This is a genomic window from Ekhidna algicida (genome assembly GCF_051379705.1).
GTDB lineage: Bacteria > Bacteroidota > Bacteroidia > Cytophagales > Cyclobacteriaceae > Ekhidna.
Window position 1 is genome coordinate 3,648,455 of sequence record NZ_CP179868.1, and the last position, 20,412, is coordinate 3,668,866.

A 20,412-nucleotide genomic window follows, 5' to 3' on the forward strand; every position below is an offset into this window, starting at 1 on the left:
CCCCGGTTTTAATCGTCCGGGGCATTTTTTGTTACGAAAATCAAATGAACTTTTAAAAGGCAAAGCGTATTTTACTATGAATGAATGAGACGGCTATTCATATAAGCAGTGCCAACGAAAAGAATTATTCAGAAGTTGGCAAATTGATGGTAGAGGTGTATTCCAATCTGGAAGGCTTTCCATCGCCAGATGAACAACCCGGATATTATGAAATGCTCGCCAATATGGGAGTTTTCGCTGAAAAACCTACCGTAGATATCCTGATAGCAAAGCGAAACAGCCAAATCTTAGGAGCAGTGGTTTACATCGGCGATGTGGGAGATTATGGTGCTGGAATTGATTTAAGTAGGGAAAAAGCTGCTGGCTTCCGGTTGTTAGCTGTTTCACCGGTGGCAAGAGGATTGGGTATAGGCAAGCTCTTGACGCATGCCTGTCTCGATCGTGCACGATCTGAAGGATTACCGCAAATGATCATTCACACCACTGATGCAATGAAGGTAGCTTGGGGCATGTATGAAAATATGGGTTTTAAGCGATCCAAAGATCTGGATTTCCTACAAAAAGGCTTTCCGGTTTATGGCTTTCGGCTAGAACTTTAACCCTCTGTACTTTTCGAGTTCATTTCTCTCACAGCACGTTCAATGCCATGTGGCGTGAGTGGAAACATAGGTACTAGTTCTTTCATTACCTGAATAGTGTAGGTTCCGGGCCAGTATTTCAAAGGCTCTGGATTAAGCCAAACTGTCTTCTTAAATTTCTTTGTGATGGCCTGAATATTTCGAATGCTAAGCGGACTGAGCTCGTAGGGCGCCATGGCAGAGTCGCCGATGAAAAACACGCGGTAGTCTTTGTTGTGCATCAACAGCTTATCTATGGAGATGTAAGTTGATCTCCGCTCATCAATCCACACACGATCGTAAATGGTGTTGTGGAAATAATAGACTTCCAGGTCGTGTGCGAAGCGTGTCTTCATTTTTCGAAATAACTGCTGCACACTCTTGATGTATGGAGCCATAGAGTAGCCTCCATTGTCAATCAATACGATGATTTTCAGCTCTTCAAACTTCTCGCTTGTCAGTTCTGGTAAGAAAAGTCCTCCGCGTTTTAATCCCGATTTGATGGTGTGCGGGATGTCCAATCGTTCGATGGCACTTTCTTCGATCACTCCTTTTATGGAGGCAAGTGCCGCGTCCACGTTATTATCATTCAGCAAGGCATCTCGATCTACGGGAAAGTAATTTTTGTCTCCGATGACTTTCCTGGCCATTCGTCCACCACCTTGTCCACCAACTCGAAGGCCATTTTTAGCAGCTCCGCCATGTCCATAGGGAGAAATACCTCCGGTTCCTATCCAATGACTACCACCGCCGTGGTTGGTGCGTTGCTGATCTTTCACTTTTTCCATTCTCTCCAGAAGTTCCTCCAGGGAAAGGTCAGAATAGTCTGCCATCTTGTCGAGCACTCGCTCTGCTGGTTGGCCATCTGTCTCCTGACCGTCTTTATCCTCCAAATCGGGGTTGTCTTTGTCCCAAAGCTCCTTTCCATTGACAACCTCTTTGATATCATAACTGGTTAGGTGCACCTGATCGAGGAACAAATTGACAAGCTCTTCCTCGGTGAGATCAACATCTCTATCAGCTTCGTCAACATACTTTGTCTTCCATTTCTGAAAAGTCTCGGAACGAAGGATCGCATCTTCCAATGTCTGTCCTGGTGCAATCGGAACAGCCAAAAAGTATTCATAGTAAGCTTTGGTAAATGGACCGATATCTTCCGGTTCTTTTACTACAATGCCCTTCAATGTGTTATGCAGGTCACCTAAGGTCTTTACCAACCCTTTTTGCATAGCCTTTCTCAAGACGAGCAGTGTGCGTACGTCTGCTTTGAGGCCATGTTTTCTAAAAGATGCCGGTAATGAGCTAAACATATCAGTTCAAGTAAGTTCCTAAGTTATCTCCTGCGCCTATCATGCGATTTACACGTTCCATGTCGGCCTGAGTTTTGATTAAGGCACCCACGCCTTCCAGACCTTGAATCTTCTCGACCGCCTCTTTAGGTGAAATATCACTCATGTATTTAAGCCAATTGAGAACTTCTCGAGTTGTAGGTGACCGTTCGAGTCCCAATCGTCTGAGGTGATAGAAGACGTCTAAAGCGACTTTTACCACCTTTTCATCAAGTTTAGGATGATGCTTCTCTACAATTTTACCCATTACATCTTTCTCAGGAAAATGGATGTAATGATAGATGCATCGACCTTTAAACGCTGTTGGCAGCTCTTGCTCCCTGTTGGATGTAATGACGATAGCAGGCATATCTTCCTCTGATACTTCAATTACTTCGCCGGATTCAGGCATGATGAATTTACGGTGGCTAAGTGCATATAACAGATCGTTTGGAAACTCTCTGGGTGCCTTGTCGATTTCGTCAATCAATAAAACAGAGTTGGGCTTACCGTAGGCGACTGCAGCCGGACCTTTCACCACATAATCCGCCAGTGATTCAGGGTTTCTATTTCCAGTGGACAATCTGCTTTCCAATCCTTTTTCCTCACGCTGGGCGTTCAGAATTTCAATCTGCGAATCTCTCAGATATTTTACATGATCAAAGCGTGCTACAAATTGCTCTACATTACTTTTCGAACCTACTGGATATACTTCCAAGTCTAAACCACGGTCTTTTGCATAGTGAATAGGAAGCTCTGTTTTGCCTGTGCCGGGTTCACCCTCTATAAGCAAAGGCATGCCGAGTGTGCGAGCCATATGAAATGCTTGCGCTAGATCCGGGTCACATAAATACTTTTCTGAACCCGTCCAGTGTTTAGTTTCTGCCATAGTATCAAAACTAATCGTTATAATTTTAGTTCGCCGGCTTCATTCAGCAGGCTATTTAATTTGGGATAATTTTCCTTCATATTGGATTCGATGAAGTCCAGTGGGACATCCTCAAAGGAGCCATAGTCTTCCAGGTATTCCATGAACTCCTGACCATCGGTGCCGAAGGCTTGGAAAATGGAGTCGTTCTTGCCATCGAATTCAAGTGGCTCGACACCTGTTAATTTGCATAGTTCCTGATTAAAAGCAGGAGTGGCCTTGACCCAACGATCGTTTAGGAATACGTCCACCATTCCATGAGGTGTGAGTTCATTGGTTCCAAATTTTTCTGTCAATCGCTCTACTGCTATGTGATTTTTGACTTTGGCAAGATGAAGCCTTGCAGGAATACCCAATCCACGTAAACCGGCAATGTAGAGAATGGATTTGTCGATGCAGTGACCATAGCTCTTTTGAGCAATGTTGCTAGCCTTTAATGCATCTTTACGAAAAACAATATCATAGGGGTTGTAGCGCCATCCATCTCGTACTTTCAAGTATAAGCCAATGGCTTTTTCCTCCTGGCTTTGAGATTCGTTTTTGAATTCTTCAATCAGGTCCTGAATGGTCGGATTGGTGTAATCAAAGAAATAAGTTGGGGATGTGCTCTTGGACATAGATAATCTTAACGCTTCAATTTCATCAATCGTTCTGCTGCCGCCTCAATTGTCTTTTCCTCTTTGGCAAAACATAAGCGAATTACTTTATCTCCGGGAGCTTCAGTATAGAAAGGAGACATAGGAATTGCTGCAACACCAATTTCGGATGTTAGGTATTTGGCAAACCCCAGGTCCGGCATATCGCTGACTTCTTCATAGCTGTACGCTTGAAAGTATGTTCCTTTAGCTACTTTGGGAGTCAATGGAATGTCTGCAAGCAGCGTATTGATTGCGTCTCTTTTCTTTTCGAAGAAGGAAGGGAGGTAGTCGTAATTTCCGGGCTCAGCCAGATAATCTGCAATGGCGAATTGCACAAAAGAATTGGTGCAGAAAACATTCCACTGGTGGACAGATTTGAATTCACTGATCAAATATTCTGGACCCACAACATAGCCCATTTTCCAGCCGGTAGCATGCAAGGTTTTACCAAACGAGAACACAGCCATTGACTGTTCGAAGAGGTTTGGAAAGCGCATAATACTTTGGTGATTTTCGCCATCATAAATCAGATGCTCGTACACTTCGTCACTTAAAACAATGATATCTGTTCCATTTACAATGTCTTCGAGCGCCTGCATATCAGATTGAGTCAGTATGGTGCCGCTTGGATTATGAGGTGTATTGATAATGATCATTCGGGTTTTGTCATTCACCATTTCTTTTACTCGATTCCAGTCGATCTCATAATCAGGATAGGTCATTTGGTATGGTCTCACTGTGCCGCCCGCAAGTTTCACCTGGGGGGTATAGCAATCATACGCGGGCTCAAAGATGATGACTTCATCGCCCGAATTAACAAATGTCATGATGGCCGTATAAAGTGCCTGCGTGGCACCAGCGGTGACACATATTTGATTGGATGGGTCAACGGGCATGCCATATAAACGCTCCATTTTGGTGCTCAAAGTTTGATTAAGCTTTGGTAAACCTGCCAGTGGGCAATACTGGTTTTTTCCTTCAGTTACGTATTTACTTACAAGTGCTTTTAGCTTTTCATCACACTCAAAATCTGGGAAACCCTGACCAAGGTTTATTGCCTTGTGTTCAGTGGCTAGCTTAGACATGATCGTAAATATATTGGTACCTCCGGCCGGAAGCTTAGAGTGAATCGCTACGTGTTTTCCCATATTACCAAAAATAGGAGGGAATGGAGGAGATTAAAAATGTGGCTTTTTCAATAATTGCTGTACAAGTCTGGTTTATTGAAGTGGAGGGCTTCTCAAGTTACTCCGATTCTTCAGTCATGATCATCCGGACAATGCCCAAGTAGTCGGCCATGAGCATTCTAAGTTGAGGCATGTTGGTTGGTTTACCTGGAAAGCCATTTCAATTTTATTATTGTTTTCAAATCATTTTATTCGCGTGGCAGTGTATGAAAAAAACTCTTTCATCCAGGTGTTTCCTCCATCGTACGATTTGTCATTTTTCCAATTATATCGATCTTCCTCAATATTGTAAAAGACTATTTTTTCAATGTATTCACCTTTTTCATCTGTCCCTTTCCCATTGAAATAGAATTTCCCATCTTTAAATTCACCCGTCATTTCAGTGATAGAAGATAGGTTGTAATTGTACCACAACATTTTCCAGCGTCCACTTTTGGAATCATAGCTTCTGATAGTGCTACCATAGATCACCCAATTTCCATTTTGATCTTTGAAATGAAAGTCATCTTTATGCGCTAACCCATTATGGATGAGTTCTACCTTAGAATAAAACTCCTGATACTGATAGGAGCCGTCTAATAACAAACTCTTAGCTTCAAATTTCCATTCGCCTTGAAGAAAATCCATTTCCGAGAAAGCCCCCCGATTTTGACCGAAGGCATTCAAATTTGATAGAATGATTATGAGAGTAATTGCAAACTTTTTTGATTTCATATGCTACTTGTTATTGGTTTTTCGAGTGGTTAGAGAGAAAAGTCATCAAACTAATTTCTTGTTAGTACCCTTAGCCTACCGTTACCATTGGGTGATATTTCAGATACGTAAATTTTGCTTCCATCTGGAGACATGCCAATGCCTAGTGGATTTGAGAATGAAGCCAAGTCACCATATCCATCCGCATTTCCTCGATTCCCATTTCCAGCTATGGTCTGTATTACATTGGTTGAAATTTTAATTGAGAACACTTGATGAGAGTAATAGCTGGTGACATATAAATTCTCTCCGTCATTTATTATAGGTCCTAAATTTGAAACAGATAGTTTCGCAAATTCAGATATTGATCCTGAAGCGTTCACTTTGCTTATGATGCCATCATTCCAATTGGTTACAAAAAAGTTGCCTGAAGATTTGTGGTAGGTAATCCCTGAGGATTTATTAAGTGTGTTTCCTGTGGCGAATACTGAGCGATTCCCACTTAAATCAAATTTTATGATGGAATTTGTCGGAGGCTCCATCACATAAAGGTTGCCGCTTGCATCCAGTTCAATACCGGAGGCTTCATCTACTCCATCAAACAACTGCGTTTTGGTCTTAGTCAGAAGGTTGATTTTGGTTAATATACCAGGAGTACTCCAGCTAGAAACTATTAAATTATTAGCACCATCAATAATGCTCCCAACCGGCCAAGGATGCAGATTATCCATAAACTGGCTTACACTTCCAGTTGGAGTTACCCTATAAATTGTGGTTCCATTCCATGCATTAACAACCCCATTGGAATTGACATAAATGTTGCCATTGCTATCCACAGAAATTCCATCATTTCCTGGAAAGTCGTTTACCAAAGTTGATACGCTGTAAAGAGGTTCTGGCTGTCGAATTATAGAAACAGTCCATGTCGTTTCTGTGAAACCATCCTCAGATACTATTTTGTATTCTACTTCATTTGTAAAATCATTTGGTGTGACTCCAGAGGTTTGCTCTACATTCCCTATGAAGACCGATGCTCCGGCTGAAACGTCAAATACGGCAATCAAATGAGTAATGTCGCTCTGAAAGTGAGTTTCTCCAACAACTGAATTTTCCTCTGAATTAATCAGGGCTTGCCCAGAGCCATTTGCAAATTCAAATTTGAGAAATGCTGCCTCACCGTTTGAAATTTCTCCCTCATTGTTACACGAGGCTGCAATTAACATCACAATTGCGAATGGAATAAATCTCATGTTTATGTATTTAAATTGATTTAGAGTATTTACTAATTCAATTATATCATATCCATGAGGCTTCTGAAATCTAAGGTTGTTCAGCTAAGCTTTAAGTGAACTCATCAATTTTGTAGTAGACAAAATCGGCCTTCAAAATAACATGAACTCTGTACCTGATGGTTAAAGATTGTTTCTTTTAATATATTCTTTAGGTGTTGTGTCAAACTCCTTTTTAAAGAAATTGTAAAATGATGCCTTACTTCTGAATCCACTTGCTTGTGCAATTCCGAAAATAGATAATTTATGATGATCACCATTTTTTAGTTGTCTTTCTGCATGCTTTACTCGATATGAATTGACAAAATCATAAAATGATTTGCTAAGTTCATGATTCAATACATGGGAAAGTTGATTGGAGGTACAGCCTATATTGGACGCCAATTCCGTGATAGTCAGTTTATCATTTAGGTATGGACATTCAGAGTCCATGAATCTCAAAACTCTTCTTTTTAGTTCACTAATATCAAAGTTCAGGTTTTTCTTTTTGGGTAATTTAATTATCTTAAAAACGTTGCTTGGGAAACGTATTACGGTAACTACAAGAGAAATCATAAAGAGCGTCCACATCACAAGCGACCAATTCTCAATAAACTTATTTTGAATGCCTAAAATGTTTCTGAATGTTGAGAAAGAAAACTCAAACAAAAAATAGAGGCCAAAGAACAATATGATTTGCTTTAGTATTACAAAATCTACTATTGAATCTTCAGAAGATACTTTTTTATACATTCTTTCAGTGTGAATCAAAAAGGCCAGAGAAGCTATGAAATAAGCAAGAATTTGAATCATCATTATCAATATGAACATAATGACAATGGGTGAATGAACACTTCCGCGTTGTAAATAATGTTCCAGTATTTGAGTCTTTATTTCTGAACTCAGAAATGGCAGTTCTCCGTAGATAAAAGCAAAAACGAAGAATGGTAAAAAGTGCAGAAAATCCCAAATAGAAAACCTAGCGTTCTCAACACGAAATTTTAAATATAAGAATAGTAAAGGCCCTATTAAGTACCAAAGAGAATCGCTAATATAGAGACCCCATGGGAGTACTTTATACAATTCAGATAACCTTAAGCTGTGATCAAATTGAATTATGGCAAAAACAAGGATGAGGCAGACCATAAATAGATTTGAACGTCGTGCTCCTCTCTTGTGAAAAGCAAATATTCCCGCTAATATCAAAGCCTGAAAGCAGCCAAATAATAGAAGCAATGACCAAATGGTAAGTTGAAGATTCATTTGTGAAAACTCTATCTATTATGAAGAAAGCAAAGCATAAGGTTATCAGCCAACTACACAATCAAATTGCTTTGCGGTTCTTTTTTAAGAAGACAATTTCAAACACTATCTCACTATCGATTTATAAAGACGTATCTATTCAGCTTATTTTTTTTATGTAAAATAAGCTGTCATTAAACGAGTGATGATTTTTAAGATTATTGTACTTGTAAAGAATCATGTAAATAACCTTGTGATAATCTGTTTTTTTGAGATAATTACTCCGATTCTTCAGTCATGATCATCCGAACAATGCCCAAGTAGTCGGCCATGAACATTCTAAGTTGAGGCATGTTGGTTGAGTTTACCTGCATGGTAAATACTTGCTTTGATCCGGAATTATAAAAGCCGGCTGTATTATATCCCGGAAAAAATCCGGAATGACCAATGAATGTTCCCAGGCCAGGGAATTCATACTTGATTACACCCAGACCATAGCTACCCCGAATTTCGGGCGCATCCATAAATCCAAAAAAATCATCACTTAGAGCATTCATATCAAAGGCCTCACCTTCATAGATCGCCTTGAGTAGTCTGGCATAATCAGCATTTTCATAGAAATAGCCACCGCCCGTCCACTCAAATTGCATATTGTTTTGGGCCTTTCCATTTATTAGAAATGGAGCTTTGAATCCCAGCGCATATTCAGAGCCTTCCTCATAGTAGCCTTGTGCCATAATCGGTATGTTATTGGTATTGGTAGGAGAGAAACTGGTAATGGAAAGTGGTTGCAAGACCCGTGTTTCAGCTTCATCATAAAAGCTGTTGCCAGTCACTTGCTCAATGATCATTCCCAGCAGAATGTAATTTGTGTCTGCATAGGTAAATCCTTTGCCTGCGTCAAATGGAGGTTCATCATCGAGTACGTACTCAAGAAGTTCTTGCGGCTTCCATATACGTGCAGGTTCCTTCTTCAAGTCATCCAAAAAGGCATCTTTAAATTCGTACCTGATGATTCCTGATGAATGGTTGAGAAGATTTCTGATGGTAATGTTTTTGGAGTTGGCCAGGCGATCGAACCAATCATTGCTGCTCAAGTATGTAGAAACCTTGTCATCCAGGCCAATTTTACCCTCACTTACCAATTGCATGATTACGACTGAAACGACCGTTTTACCTGTACTGCCACCATGAAGCTTATGCGAAGTGGTCATCTTCACTTCGTTTTCTTTGTCTGCCCAGCCGCTAGCAAAGGTGCGAACTTTGTTGTCTGGACTGATGTAGGTGAATACCAAACCAGGGTAATCAGAGGCCTTGGTTATGCTGTCCAGAGCCGACTGAATTTGTTGGTCACTTTGTGCTTGACTCAGGCCAATACATACAAATGCAAGAAGAAATATCGCTAGTAGTTTTTTCATGGCTAGAAGGTTATTGGAAGCAATAAGCTAGAAAAAACTTACTATGTCAAGGAAATAGTGGATGAGTGGTTGGTTGAATGGACTGTGGATTATTGAGCTGAAATGATCCTTCGCCATTTCTTCATCTTCGAATGAAGTAACTTTTGCTAAACATTAAAATCGTCAGCAATGCGTTTGTGAATCGACAAAACTGTCGTGTTGAGGAATAAAAAGCACAACTTTCGCTGTGCTATGTATATGTAGTGGGCCCACCAGGGCTCCCCGTGCTCGTTGCACTCCACGGGGCAGGCTTCTCGCCTCATTAAGTGGTAACAAAAAAACCTCACATAGTGAGGTTTTAATAGTGGGCCCACCAGGGCTCGAACCTGGGACTTACTGATTATGAGTCAGTTACTCTAACCAACTGAGTTATAGGCCCTCACATTAAAGTGATTGTTCCTTTTAAAAGGGAGCGCAATATTACATATTTGCGATTTAATAGCCAACGAATGTCTGACCTACTGCAAGGCGTAGATGCCATAATTTTTGATTTCGGAAATGTATTGATTGACCTGGACTATCCAAGAGTCATCAAAAGATTCTCTGAAGTCGCCAAAAAGAATACTCAAGAGATTGAAGAACTGGTTGTTTCTGCACCTGTGCTCCAACAATTTGAGCGAGGAATGATTGGCCCGGATGAGTTTCGGGCAGAGATCAATAAGCTTTTGGGTACCAAGATGGGAGAGCGCCAGTTTGAGAGTATTTGGAATAGCATGCTTAAGTCAATTACCAAGCAGCGGATGGATAAGGTGTTGAAAATTGGTCAAAAGTATAGAACCTATATTCTCTCCAATACCAACATGATCCATGAGATTGCTTATGAAGAAATGATCATGGAAGCAACAGGACGACCAAGTCTGCGAGATTTTGTGGACGAGGTGTTCTATTCACATGAAATAGGTTTGCGCAAACCGAACCTCAACTGTTATGAATATGTTATAGACGAGATTGATAATTATGCATCAAGAATGTTGTTCCTTGATGACCGTCTGGATAATGTCGAGGGTGCACAGAAAGCAGGAATGAAAGCAGTGCAGATTTTTGATGCAGACAAACAGCTAAACGAAATTTTCGAGCTTGGATAAGCAGTTAAAGACCAAACTCATTCAATTGGGTTTATTTATTCTTACATTCATTACCACCACCTTTGCAGGTGCTGAGTGGACGTTGGGACGGTTTTTACTATACGGGATGACATGGAATGATTTTCTTTTTGGATTGAATTTCTCTGTTCCATTTCTACTCATCCTTACTGTTCATGAGTTCGGACATTACTTCACAGCCCGGTACCACAAAATCAATGTAACTCTTCCCTATTATATTCCGATGTGGTTTGGATTTATTGGTATGGCTTCCTTGGGCACAATGGGTGCGTTCATCCGCATCAAAGAAACCATTTTTAGTCGTGTAAAATATTTTGATGTTGGCGTTTCAGGACCTGTTGCCGGATTTGTGATCGCAGTTGTTCTTTTGGTTTATGGTTTCCAAAGTCTTCCTGAGACAGAATATATCTATGAAGTGCATCCTGAGTATGAGGTTTTTGGTGAGAACTTCGAGGAGCGAATGGAAGGACTGGATACCTTGATTTTAAAAAAGGATCTGAATCCAGAAAGACTTACTTACGAAGCGCTTCAAGATACGATTGATACGAGTAGGGAAGGAGCCGTATTTTTTGGAGACAATATTTTAATGAATCTAGGCAGGAAGTATCTGGCGCCTGACGATCGCTACGTGCCGAGTTCGCGTGAACTCATGCACTATCCAATTCTATTAGCTGCGTATCTAGCATTTTTCTTCACTGCACTCAATTTGCTACCTATTGGTCAGCTAGATGGAGGGCATGTGTTGTTTGGATTATTCGGTCCGAAAAATCACGCAATAATATCGAGAGTAATGTTCACAGGGTTTCTGTTTTATGCAGGTTTGGGATGGGTGACGAGTGCAGATTTGATCAATACTTCAATTGAGAGCATTGGAAATTTCCTGATAAGTATTGCTATCTATATAATAGTGGTATACTGGAGTGCTTATAGTGTCTTTAAAGAAAAACGAAATCGGCTACTATATGCGACTGTGATGTTTACGGTGCAATTCTTCGTAGCATCTACTTTGAAGGTCGAAGGATATACGGGCTGGCTTCTTTTTTCAATCTTGATCGGAAGGTTTATCGGAGTAGATCACCCTCCGGTTGTTGATAATAGCCCTTTATCCACAGGAAGAAAAATACTTGGCTGGGTAGCTCTGGTCATATTTATCCTCAGCTTTAGTCCTCAGCCATTGGTGGTTGAAGGCCTTTAAAGCTCAGTGTAAGCTATAATACCACCGAGCATGTTTCTAACATTAGTAAATCCCTGGTTGTTGAGAAACTTCTTTGCTTGACCAGATCTTCCTCCAGACTTGCAGTGAACTACAATTTCTGCCTCTTTCATATGTTCTATTTCTGAAAGTCTGGTAGGTAGCTCTCCCAATGGAATAAGCTGAGCTCCTATGTTGCGCTCTTCATATTCCCACTCTTCTCGTACATCAATAAAATGGAATTTTTCGCCGGCATCGAGGCGAGATTTTACGTCCTGGCAAGTAATATCCTCGTTCATCTTTTAATGATTTTTAGTGTTTGATCACCTTCTTTTCGGTGAATGGTAAGCAAATATAAACCTGCCTTCAAACTAGAAAAATCGTGAGTCCTTTTTACACTTTCTTTTAGCCATATTCTCCCCGTAAAATCAATCAAAGTTATGGATTGATAGTTTCCTTCGATTTGGATAGGTCCTGTTGTGGGATTTGGATAAGCTTTAATTCCAAGGTTTTCTGCACCGGTACCTAAGACCAGACTGTCCACTTTGGCAAAAACAGGTCGGATCATTAGCGCGCCTTGTAGGCGAACATTTTGTTCCCATTCACCATCCTTATTTTCATAAATAAATTCTGATCCAGATGGATTACTTCTGTCGAAACCTATTCCTATGTATTCGTTTTTGCTTTGCTCATAGCCGATGTAGAATGTATCAGCAAGAGTAAGAGGACTTGATAATTTGTAGCGTGTAAACTCATTTAGAGTTGTGGCATTTATAACTCCAATATCTTGTGTTCTTATAGGCTCGGAATTTAGGTTTTTGAAAATCCTTAGCTCAAGCGCGCTGCCTGCGCTTATCGGATCGATGTTCGGAAAATGAATATCAACATGAGTTAACGTATCGGGAATTTCAAGCCAATATTGAACCGCTACCTGGGCACCATTTATGTTTGTTCCTACTGCATATTCGGCAGTACCGTCATCATAAGCATAATAGTCGTGCAGTGTGTACTCAGAGAAAATGGTGTCATTGAATTGATCAATGTTTAATGGATCAAATAGGGTGTCAATATTGTCGCGTATATACACCTTGGATTGAAGAACCAAGGAGTCCAATGAGGGTAAGAGAGAGAGGTCAAAATCTGAAGTTTCTACGCTGAGTGCAGATCTGGCGCTAAATGGATCCACATTTACCGGAATGGTTGGTTCGTCCCCAAAATCAACTGAATCTATGAATGTTGAAGAGACTAATTCGTAAAGCTCTAATTTATAACGCGACGGTACGCCAGCTCCGGAGGCATCTGGCTTTTCTAAAGCCGAGGCAATCATCGAAACTGCGCTGCTGTAGCTGGATAAATCATTGAATATCTGTTTTGCTGGAATGGCATTATAGGGACTGATTGGTGAGCTGGGGACGCTGCTCAGGGAAATGTCCTCGTAGTAGAAGTCATCGTCCGCTCGATTATCGTCAAGAAAAATATAGTCTAAGTGCCAAGCATCAAAAGGACCATCTTTGTCACCAAATGACTGAAATCGAAAGACAAAGTCTTGCGTCAGAAATACCGATTCCACATCTTCGGCTACTTGTGTAAAGACCGAATCCTGATCTGATTCTAAGTCGCCACCATCCATTGACCAGATGGTTCTCCAGCCTTCATTGGTTGGAATGTTGGGACTGTAAAACTGTAGTCTGATTGAATCACCTTCTTCCGGTATCTCTACCTGTCCACCAGCTTGCCAATAAAATGAGAGTACAACATCGGCTTTTCCTTGTAAGTCAATGGTGTCTGATTGTAACTGATCTGCCCAGGGATCCGAACTTGTATTGAAAGCACCGTTGGAATCCAGGCCATCGAAGGTCACCACTTTATATGTAGGAGGATTTATTGCAAGCGTTGCGTTAACATAGACATCTTTGCTTTGTTCCTGATTCCATTGCAGAGCCGAGTCGCCTTCCCAAACTCTGACTGCATTGGGTGTTTCTGAATATGTCATGGAAAAGTCATCCCAAAAAGGGAGTGATGCCTGATTTACAATTTTGGATTGAGAAACCCGGCCTTTACTATTTTCCTGTGGTTTAATAATTGGCTTAATGGTAAGCTGCGAATAGCCTACCTGCACAATTAAAACCAATATGACAATAAGAAGCCTTCTCATTGATTGTCCAGAATCGTTGCGGTATTGCTCAATGAATCAGGCTTGTATATCCATATATCCACTTGGTCTCCTATTTTAACTCTCCGCTCAGGTCTTGGATACTGCTGCTGAACAGTGCCCGGAGCAATTTCCCTATAGTTAAGAATGTCATTGCCTGCAGAGTCAATCGCCGAAAACCCCGCCAGTGATTTATCGGTCATACTTATTTTACCAATTTTAAGACCAGAACCAATGATGGCAATCTCAGCTTCTTCCTGATCAAGACCAATCAGGCGTGGAGATTGAAATACTGTATTACCATATCCATCACCAACAATAAGATCAATTGACGAACCTTTTTCTATTCGCTCACCTTCGAGCACTGCCCTTCCATTCATTCGTGCTTCATGAACCACACCAAAAAATACATCTGGGACGTATTTTACTGCTCCACGTTTTAGGTCATATGATTTCAATACCATCATTGCACTTTTTAAGGATAAGTCTTCCACTTTAGGCATTCGCACTTTTGGGGGACTTTCTGCATTTAGTGTAACGTATATTTTACGATTTTCTTTCACCTTGGTGTTAGGTGTTGGCACTTGGCGAAGTACGGCAAGTGGTGGATAATCCGGAGAATAGCTAGAGTCTGCGGTTGGCTCAAACCTCAAACTTCTCTTGCTTAAAAATTCTTCAAGTTCATCGACGGTCATTCCCTTAATATCGGGTACGGTAATGGTCTCACCATGGTTGGTTGTAAAGGGAAGCCATATATAAAAAACAATGATTACGATCAATAGGGAGCTCCCAATAAGCACGCCCAAATGCATCAAATAATCTTTTGCGCCGGTTGGTTTTCGAAATGACATAGTACTTTTAAAATGAAGGGATAAACCTAATCAATTAGCGATTAATAAACAGTTTTTGTGTGGTGTTGAATTGACTTCCTTCAATATTCAGAAAGTATAAACCTTGCTGACTTGGAGCCTTATACTCCAGTATCTGGTTTAAAGCATTTTCAATTAAATCCTCAAAAACGATTCGTCCGCTGATGTCTATAAGTTTCACAACGACTTCTTCCTTCTGAGGTAAATTGAAGCCAACATTGAATCGTGAGGTAGCGGGGTTAGGGAAAACTCGAGCAATATCTTCGTAGGAAGGGGGAGAGTTGCCTCGAATATTTATATCATCTATGAAAAGATCATTGCCTCCGCCAGGCGTGAATACAAATGCTATTCGTATGTTATCATCAAAGAAAAATGAGTGAGATAGATCTAGCTCATATTCTTTCCAGTCTGTATCTGACATTGGAATCCATTTTTCATTGAGCGTCATAACTGCAAGTGAATCTGAATGAGCATCCAGCAATACCGTAGGGTAAGATTCTCCACAATCGGTAGAAAGTAATACTTGCAAGCGATCGTTGAATCCATCTCGCGATGCATAAGATGCACGAAAATATAATCCTGCACTGTCTAAACCTCCTGTATTTAGTTTAGGGCTGATAAACCAGCTGGAGATCCCAAGCTCATTCACGCCAAAGCCATTAACTTTCAATACTCCGTTTGAAGAAATTTCAGATCTCTTAAATAAGGTCTTTTCTCCGAAACTCGTCAAATTCCAATTATCCTGCGATTCAAAATCTAAGCTTAGCGGATACTCGTCCTCCAATACATTCCTATTTAGCATAATCTCAATGGAGTTTTCAATTATAGATTCATCAGAAACTCCATTGACTAACGTAATTTCTGCACCAACATTATTGTCCCCTTCACTGATGTTGCTTGCATTTATGGTAACAGTTGAATAATCTTTCGAAGGAATGTTTAATCCGTCAAAGTTGGCAAAACTGGTATCACCATTAATGTGGTATTTTACTTCGAAAGAGGTTATGTTTTGTGATCCTACATTTCTGATTCTAAGATCCAGTTCTGAGTTTTCTGCACAGGTAATTAAAGGACCATTGAGGTCAGTAGGCTTTATGTCATTTTCAAATAAGTTGGTCTCAACCACCTGAATGTCATCAATGTAAATGTTATTACTGCTTCCGTTTATTCCGACGAAGGCAAACTGTACTCCATCTATGTCCCTATATTGAGTGATACTTAAAACTGTATCTACCCATTCCAATTGGTTAGCTGGAGTAAAATATGAATCCAACTCTGGTGCTGTAGCGAGATTGGGACCAAAACTTGAGAATATTATGTCTGGAAATGTCTCACCGCAATCCAAACTAACCTTAACCATAAGACCATCATAGAATGCTCCAGTGGGATTTGCATGTGCGTAGCTAAAGAGTAAATCACCCGATGGTAATCCTGTCAAATCAAAAATGGGAGTCTTAAAAACGGTTGCTTCTCCGAACCATTCCGTATTATCAAAAGCTTTAAACAAATACGCTTGATTTGTTGGGCTATTTTTTGGAGCAGTTGTAACCTCCCATGGAAAACTTACTCCCGAAGGACCCAGTAATTTATGAGTTCCTTCGAAATTTTCTGAGAAAGGAAGGTTTACAGAACGGGTAAATGTAATGTCTCGTGCAATAGTGTTGTTTCCAGAATTTGTATCTGTTCCACCATTTACACTGGTGATTTCAAAAGCTATTGAAGTTGGTGTTGAAGAGATTGATTTTGCAGAGAAAATGACTGTGTCACTAGATTGAGGCGTAAGTGTTTGTGTAACAGTTTGAGCACTGCCATTTGGATTGCCATTAAGAAACAATTGTACATCATAAGTGGTAACGTCGGTGGAGCCGTGATTTTCAATTCGCACAGATGGTATAATGCTGTTTCCACATTGTGCGTATTCAGGACTTATTATATCAACCGCTGCAAGATCATCAATAAATTTTGCTGGGCCGACAAGGCCTGGAGATGTAGTCAGTGAAATACGATTGATCGCATTGTCCATGACCGTGCGCATCCTTGTTTTTTGACCTTGTGTGAAAAGGTTCATACAGATGTCATCTGTGTAGTCCATGTAATTTTGGAACATCTCAGGCTCTCCCGCTACACACACTAGATTATCGTCAGGATTTGGGAAAGTACACGGTGAGGTGTAATCGCCATTGTCAGTATTGGCGAGTGGTGTGTCATCTACAAAATCATCTGCAGCGCAATTTCCATCTCCCCAAATATGTCTCAATCCAAGCCAATGACCTACTTCGTGCGTAAGTGTCCGTCCAAAACTATCGAAGGTAGGAGTCGATAGATTTACTCCAAAGTATTCAAAATCAACCAGTACGCCATCAAAGGCATAGTCATCACTATCGTTTGTTATTCCATCGATATCTATAAGTGGAAAAGAAGCGTATCCAATAAATGTTTGCAGGTCCAATACATAGATATTCAGGTAATGTTCTGCTGGCCAATAGCTTTCTGATCGAAGAAGCGGACGATGAGAGCTGGCTCGGTAAACATCTCGGGACCCTTGAAGTCTAACGATCCCGTTGGTTGGATTTCCAGATGGATCTTGTTTGGCTAGTACAAATTCTATTTCAATATCCGCTGCTACCGGAAGAAATTCAGAAGGTGTGTTTATAGCATCTGCATTCATTCGCCTAAAATCAGCAGTCAATGAATCTATCTGCTCCTTGATTCGCTCATCAGAAAGGTTAACTCCAGTTCCCACTTGTTCACCTTTATGGAACACATGAACTACAACAGGTATTTGATAAAGGGGAGCGGCAGGTGCTTTTGCATTTGTATTGCGATCTGCAATTTTTGTGCTTATCCAGTTTTCGAATGTGCCTGTGCTGGGTGCGACAGTTCCACAACGCTCTTGTGCGTGAATACTTAGTAAAGTAAAAAATAGACAGAAGAAAAACCCAATTCGCATGGGTCCATTAGTTTGCAAATGGAAGTTTGGCATTCGGATCATCCGGCGAGGTAATATTAACAGCATGCACACTCTTTATTTCCGGCACCTCTCGTTTTATCGCTTCCTCTACGCCAGCTTTTAGTGTCATAGTAGACATAGGACAAGAACCACAGTTACCCATAAGTTCTAATATAACATTCATATCGCTATCTACCTCTAAAACCTTAACATCACCGCCATCAGCCTCAAGGTAAGGGCGAATCGCATTCAATGCTTTTTCTACTTTTTCTATTAGTTCTGACATATGCTAAACGGTCACTTCTACTTTTTTAGTCTCTGTTTGGGTTGCGTTACGGATGGCTACTTGCTGAGCAACACTTTCTGCAAGTTGCTTAAAGGAGTCGGCAATTTCACCATCTTTCATGGCTGCAGGATACCCACTATCTCCGCTCTCTCTGATGGATTGTACAATTGGGATGTGTCCCAAAACTTCAACCCCATTCTTTTCGGCTAACTTTTTTCCGCCACCTTCTCCAAAGATAAAGTATTTATTATCAGGCAGTTCTTCTGGTGTAAACCATGCCATATTTTCAACCAATCCCAAGATAGGTACGTTGATCTGAGGTTGCTTAAACATTGAAATGCCCTTTTGTGCATCTGCTAATGCTACCTTTTGAGGTGTGGTAACTACTAAAGCCCCAGTAACCGGAACAGCTTGTACGAGTGTTAAGTGAATATCACTTGTGCCAGGAGGAAGATCAATCAAGAGATAATCCAATTCTCCCCACTTAGCATCAGTGATAAACTGCCTTAAAGCAGAACTTGCCATCGGACCTCTCCAAACTACCGCATCTTCACTATTTGTCAAAAAACCAATGGAAAGAAGCTTAACGCCATATTGCTGGATAGGGACAATCTTGTTTTTACCATCTTCTTGTACAATACCTGGTTGCTCAAATTCACAATTGAACATGGTGGGGATGGATGGGCCGTAAATATCCGCGTCAATAATGCCAACATCAGCTCCTGTTCTGGCTAAGGCAACTGCAAGATTTGCAGCGACAGTAGACTTACCCACGCCACCTTTTCCAGAAGAAATGGCAATGATGTTTTTTACGCCTGGCAAGACTGGACCTTCATCACGCTTGGTGGTCACGTTTGATGTCATGTTGATGACCAACTTCAAATCATCTCCAAGGTGCTTAGCTATTTTGTCCTCACAATCCTTTTTTATGACTTCCTTTAGCGGGCAGGCAGGAGTAGTAAGTACTACATCAAATGCTACCTTATTACCATCAATGTGAATATTTTGGATCATCTCCAGCGAAACCAAATCCTTTTTTAGATCCGGATCGATTACTTCACTGAGTGCTTTTAATAAGTTTTCCTTCGTCAATTCCATTCGTGCCGCAAGTTATGATTTATCACGCATTAATTCTCCCTGAGATATCCCCAGGCATGTAGCTTGTCACTATCTTCAAACCACCGATTACCTATATCAGTTCGGTAATACATGTTAGGAATCATAATATTTTTAATACGAGTGTAAAGTTGCTGTTGCGCTTGCTTCATGGTGAGACCCATACCTGTTACAATCAATGCCACACCACTGCCTCCGGTTATCAACCACTCGTTGTTTACTTTTTTCACATCTTCAATGTGAACTCCCTCATTCATAGGTTTCTTGAATACTATAGCGGCATCTTTCGAAAATGCTTCAAAGGTTTTTGGATCCTTATATGGAAAGGGTGGAACAACTACACGGGCACCTACCTGAAAACCACTTTTCGTTTTTAGGTTAACTTTTTCCCCTCGCGCCAATTGATATAAAAAATCCCCGATTGGATTAAGCATGCCATCAGCTTGAATGGAAATGGTCGGATAACCAAAGCGTGACGTGAATTCCAGAGGGTAAATACCATTGCTATTTACTATGCAGTTTACATCGATATAGCCCACATAGCCTTCTTCAGCTAATGTTGGCTCCATTTTCTTCAAAGTAGAATTGAAGATTTTGTTTGGCCCACTCCAAAACATGGTCGTACCCATTTCTCCAGTAGCAACACCTAATTCACCGGGAAAAAGCTTCTTATGCTCAAAATTGATATTGATTGGGTAAATAAATTCTTTTCCATTAAAAAAGGCACCAACACCCACTTCTACGCCAGTGTCTACTTTCTTTTGAAGCTGGTAAACTTTCACTTCATCACTCCAGGCGTTTTTGTAAGCACTTAATATTCTGAGGACATCACTGCCATCATCCTCCATACCTACAAACAGGAGTCGCTTAATATTCTGTGCCTCTCCACTGGGTTTTAGCACATACTTACCAGGATTTGCCTTTATATGTTCAATGCCAGCATCAAATGAGTCAAATTCGTGATAGTTGAGAATATTGACTTTGTGCTTTTTGAGCTCACTTTGACCAAAGGATCGATCATCTTCAAGCTTGTCGGTATACGCTGAGCCGCCTACCACATACTTTCCCCGGGCGCGGAGCTTTTCTGCTTTTTCACCTTGTCCAAGTACATCGTCAAACACAATTAAGTCAGCCCAGTCTACTTCTATTTCCCAATCATCGACCTTTTCTACAAACCCGTTTCCTATTTCTTTTTCACTTTCTTCTTCAATGAAATACTTCACATGGTGCCCTTCCTGTGTACATAACCAGGCGATATCGCTAATTAAGCCAGAGATAGAAACAAATAGAATGTTCACCGGATTTGATGTCTGCTTAGGCATGGATTTTTTTATTCAAAAGTAGAATGAAAAACTGATGATTTAGTATCCTTTTTATCAGGTAATT

Annotated in this window: 18 protein-coding genes and 1 tRNA gene; 3 read left to right on the forward strand and 16 right to left on the reverse strand. The window is 40.7% G+C overall.

The genetic code is table 11. The features are described 5' to 3' along the window. Positions 1–80: 80 nt before the first annotated feature. Positions 81–599, forward strand: a complete 519-nt coding sequence (locus ACL8WY_RS16400) for a GNAT family N-acetyltransferase (RefSeq protein ID WP_436515838.1) — start codon at positions 81–83, stop codon at positions 597–599. Here ACL8WY_RS16400 and ACL8WY_RS16405 read toward each other — a convergent pair. The 9 genes from ACL8WY_RS16405 to ACL8WY_RS16445 all read right to left on the reverse strand — a co-directional run bounded on the left by ACL8WY_RS16405 (position 596) and on the right by ACL8WY_RS16445 (position 9,737). Next, complete coding sequence (locus ACL8WY_RS16405) at positions 596–1,927, reverse strand: hypothetical protein (RefSeq protein WP_436515839.1); 1,332 nt, start codon at positions 1,925–1,927, stop codon at positions 596–598. The two genes, ACL8WY_RS16400 and ACL8WY_RS16405, sit on opposite strands and share 4 nt — an antisense overlap. Before the next feature lies 1 nt (position 1,928). Continuing rightward, positions 1,929–2,834: an AAA family ATPase gene (locus tag ACL8WY_RS16410; protein WP_436515840.1), complete on the reverse strand. Its 906-nt coding sequence runs from the start codon at positions 2,832–2,834 to the stop codon at positions 1,929–1,931. Between the two features lie 17 nt (positions 2,835–2,851). Further along, the gene (locus tag ACL8WY_RS16415) at positions 2,852–3,490 is read right to left on the reverse strand and encodes a transglutaminase-like domain-containing protein (protein ID WP_436515841.1); all 639 of its coding nucleotides are present in this window, start codon (positions 3,488–3,490) and stop codon (positions 2,852–2,854) included. A gap of 8 nt (positions 3,491–3,498) precedes the next feature. Next, positions 3,499–4,659, reverse strand: coding sequence for a methionine aminotransferase (locus tag ACL8WY_RS16420; RefSeq protein ID WP_436515842.1), 1,161 nt, complete (start codon positions 4,657–4,659; stop codon positions 3,499–3,501). Between the two features lie 222 nt (positions 4,660–4,881). Further along, the gene (locus ACL8WY_RS16425; protein WP_436515843.1) at positions 4,882–5,412 is read right to left on the reverse strand and encodes a hypothetical protein; all 531 of its coding nucleotides are present in this window, start codon (positions 5,410–5,412) and stop codon (positions 4,882–4,884) included. A 50-nt stretch (positions 5,413–5,462) separates the two neighbouring features. Continuing rightward, entirely contained in the window at positions 5,463–6,641 is a 1,179-nt protein-coding gene (locus tag ACL8WY_RS16430) for a hypothetical protein (protein ID WP_436515844.1), read from the reverse strand. A gap of 162 nt (positions 6,642–6,803) precedes the next feature. Beyond that, positions 6,804–7,412 (reverse strand): helix-turn-helix domain-containing protein, encoded by a 609-nt coding sequence (locus ACL8WY_RS16435; protein WP_436515845.1) that lies wholly within the window; start codon positions 7,410–7,412, stop codon positions 6,804–6,806. A 767-nt stretch (positions 7,413–8,179) separates the two neighbouring features. Further along, on the reverse strand, positions 8,180–9,319 hold the full coding sequence (locus ACL8WY_RS16440; protein ID WP_436515846.1) for a serine hydrolase domain-containing protein: 1,140 nt from the start codon (positions 9,317–9,319) through the stop codon (positions 8,180–8,182). Between the two features lie 344 nt (positions 9,320–9,663). Further along, positions 9,664–9,737 (reverse strand) — tRNA-Ile (locus tag ACL8WY_RS16445). A gap of 70 nt (positions 9,738–9,807) precedes the next feature. Here ACL8WY_RS16445 and ACL8WY_RS16450 point away from each other — a divergent pair. Further along, complete coding sequence (locus ACL8WY_RS16450; protein ID WP_436515847.1) at positions 9,808–10,443, forward strand: HAD family hydrolase; 636 nt, start codon at positions 9,808–9,810, stop codon at positions 10,441–10,443. Beyond that, positions 10,436–11,656 (forward strand): site-2 protease family protein, encoded by a 1,221-nt coding sequence (locus ACL8WY_RS16455; RefSeq protein ID WP_436515848.1) that lies wholly within the window; start codon positions 10,436–10,438, stop codon positions 11,654–11,656. Before ACL8WY_RS16450 ends, ACL8WY_RS16455 begins: the two co-directional genes overlap by 8 nt. Here ACL8WY_RS16455 and ACL8WY_RS16460 read toward each other — a convergent pair. Genes ACL8WY_RS16460 through ACL8WY_RS16490 form a run of 7 tightly spaced genes read right to left on the reverse strand, consistent with a single transcriptional unit; the run spans position 11,653 to position 20,348 of the window. Further along, on the reverse strand, positions 11,653–11,952 hold the full coding sequence (locus ACL8WY_RS16460) for a rhodanese-like domain-containing protein (RefSeq protein ID WP_436515849.1): 300 nt from the start codon (positions 11,950–11,952) through the stop codon (positions 11,653–11,655). The two genes, ACL8WY_RS16455 and ACL8WY_RS16460, sit on opposite strands and share 4 nt — an antisense overlap. Then, entirely contained in the window at positions 11,949–13,808 is a 1,860-nt protein-coding gene (locus tag ACL8WY_RS16465; protein ID WP_436515850.1) for a T9SS type A sorting domain-containing protein, read from the reverse strand. Before ACL8WY_RS16465 ends, ACL8WY_RS16460 begins: the two co-directional genes overlap by 4 nt. Next, positions 13,805–14,656 (reverse strand): PASTA domain-containing protein, encoded by an 852-nt coding sequence (locus tag ACL8WY_RS16470; RefSeq protein WP_436515851.1) that lies wholly within the window; start codon positions 14,654–14,656, stop codon positions 13,805–13,807. The genes ACL8WY_RS16465 and ACL8WY_RS16470 overlap by 4 nt, the downstream gene beginning before the upstream one ends. 34 nt (positions 14,657–14,690) lie before the next feature. Beyond that, positions 14,691–17,624, reverse strand: a complete 2,934-nt coding sequence (locus tag ACL8WY_RS16475; RefSeq protein ID WP_436515852.1) for a choice-of-anchor J domain-containing protein — start codon at positions 17,622–17,624, stop codon at positions 14,691–14,693. Positions 17,625–17,631: 7 nt separating this feature from the next. Then, the gene (locus ACL8WY_RS16480; RefSeq protein ID WP_436515853.1) at positions 17,632–17,910 is read right to left on the reverse strand and encodes a NifU family protein; all 279 of its coding nucleotides are present in this window, start codon (positions 17,908–17,910) and stop codon (positions 17,632–17,634) included. Positions 17,911–17,913: 3 nt separating this feature from the next. Continuing rightward, positions 17,914–19,008 carry an Mrp/NBP35 family ATP-binding protein gene (locus ACL8WY_RS16485; protein ID WP_436515854.1) on the reverse strand — a complete coding sequence of 365 codons (1,095 nt, stop codon included), beginning with the start codon at positions 19,006–19,008 and terminating at the stop codon, positions 17,914–17,916. A 29-nt stretch (positions 19,009–19,037) separates the two neighbouring features. Next, positions 19,038–20,348, reverse strand: coding sequence for a phosphoribosylglycinamide synthetase C domain-containing protein (locus tag ACL8WY_RS16490; RefSeq protein ID WP_436515855.1), 1,311 nt, complete (start codon positions 20,346–20,348; stop codon positions 19,038–19,040). Positions 20,349–20,412 lie beyond the last annotated feature (64 nt).

Excerpts from the sequence above, each read along its gene's own strand:
- ACL8WY_RS16400 (WP_436515838.1), top strand. The coding sequence starts at position 81 with ATGAATGAGACGGCTATTCATATAAGCAGTGCCAACGAAAAGAATTAT.
- ACL8WY_RS16405 (WP_436515839.1), bottom strand. The coding sequence starts at position 1,927 with ATGTTTAGCTCATTACCGGCATCTTTTAGAAAACATGGCCTCAAAGCA.
- ACL8WY_RS16410 (WP_436515840.1), bottom strand. The coding sequence starts at position 2,834 with ATGGCAGAAACTAAACACTGGACGGGTTCAGAAAAGTATTTATGTGAC.
- ACL8WY_RS16415 (WP_436515841.1), bottom strand. The coding sequence starts at position 3,490 with ATGTCCAAGAGCACATCCCCAACTTATTTCTTTGATTACACCAATCCG.
- ACL8WY_RS16420 (WP_436515842.1), bottom strand. The coding sequence starts at position 4,659 with ATGGGAAAACACGTAGCGATTCACTCTAAGCTTCCGGCCGGAGGTACC.
- ACL8WY_RS16425 (WP_436515843.1), bottom strand. The coding sequence starts at position 5,412 with ATGAAATCAAAAAAGTTTGCAATTACTCTCATAATCATTCTATCAAAT.
- ACL8WY_RS16430 (WP_436515844.1), bottom strand. The coding sequence starts at position 6,641 with ATGAGATTTATTCCATTCGCAATTGTGATGTTAATTGCAGCCTCGTGT.
- ACL8WY_RS16435 (WP_436515845.1), bottom strand. The coding sequence starts at position 7,412 with ATGTATAAAAAAGTATCTTCTGAAGATTCAATAGTAGATTTTGTAATA.
- ACL8WY_RS16440 (WP_436515846.1), bottom strand. The coding sequence starts at position 9,319 with ATGAAAAAACTACTAGCGATATTTCTTCTTGCATTTGTATGTATTGGC.
- ACL8WY_RS16450 (WP_436515847.1), top strand. The coding sequence starts at position 9,808 with ATGTCTGACCTACTGCAAGGCGTAGATGCCATAATTTTTGATTTCGGA.
- ACL8WY_RS16460 (WP_436515849.1), bottom strand. The coding sequence starts at position 11,952 with ATGAACGAGGATATTACTTGCCAGGACGTAAAATCTCGCCTCGATGCC.
- ACL8WY_RS16465 (WP_436515850.1), bottom strand. The coding sequence starts at position 13,808 with ATGAGAAGGCTTCTTATTGTCATATTGGTTTTAATTGTGCAGGTAGGC.
- ACL8WY_RS16470 (WP_436515851.1), bottom strand. The coding sequence starts at position 14,656 with ATGTCATTTCGAAAACCAACCGGCGCAAAAGATTATTTGATGCATTTG.
- ACL8WY_RS16475 (WP_436515852.1), bottom strand. The coding sequence starts at position 17,624 with ATGCGAATTGGGTTTTTCTTCTGTCTATTTTTTACTTTACTAAGTATT.
- ACL8WY_RS16480 (WP_436515853.1), bottom strand. The coding sequence starts at position 17,910 with ATGTCAGAACTAATAGAAAAAGTAGAAAAAGCATTGAATGCGATTCGC.
- ACL8WY_RS16485 (WP_436515854.1), bottom strand. The coding sequence starts at position 19,008 with ATGGAATTGACGAAGGAAAACTTATTAAAAGCACTCAGTGAAGTAATC.
- ACL8WY_RS16490 (WP_436515855.1), bottom strand. The coding sequence starts at position 20,348 with ATGCCTAAGCAGACATCAAATCCGGTGAACATTCTATTTGTTTCTATC.